The organism is Pseudomonas sp. RA_35y_Pfl2_P32, from assembly GCF_963970735.1.
Taxonomy (GTDB): domain Bacteria; phylum Pseudomonadota; class Gammaproteobacteria; order Pseudomonadales; family Pseudomonadaceae; genus Aquipseudomonas.
Map to the genome: position 1 here is coordinate 1 of NZ_CAXAQF010000384.1, position 431 is coordinate 431.

Here is a 431-nt window from a genome sequence, read left to right on the forward strand (position 1 = left end):
GCCATTGATGTCGCGACGAGCGGCGACGGCCTGGCCCCGGGCGAAGCGCAGCGCCTCGCCGGGTGGATGGCGTCGTTGCGGGTCGGCTATGGCGACAAGGTCGCGGTCGAGAATCCCACGCCTTCGAGCGGCGGCGTAAAGGACGATATCGCCCGCGAAGCGTCGCGTTATGGCCTGCTGGTGTCCGACGAGGCCCCGCTGGTCGGTGCGGCCGTTACGCCGGGAATGGCACGCGTCATCGTCAGCCGCACAAAGGCGACGGTTCCGGGCTGTCCCGATTACAGCCGCGACACCTCGACCGAATATGAGGCCAATACTTCCTCCAACCACGGCTGCGCGATGAACGCCAACCTCGCCGCGATGGTCGCCAACCCGGCAGACCTGGTGCGCGGGCAAGGCGGCAGCGCGGTCGCCGACCAATTGGCCTCGGC

Annotated in this window: 1 protein-coding gene; it reads left to right on the forward strand. The window is 68.7% G+C overall.

Features of this window, described 5'->3' with window-relative positions; translation table 11 throughout:
* Positions 1-431, forward strand: a 431-nt coding sequence (locus AACY45_RS28820; RefSeq protein WP_339548883.1) for a CpaD family pilus assembly lipoprotein, incomplete at both ends; no start/stop codon positions are given.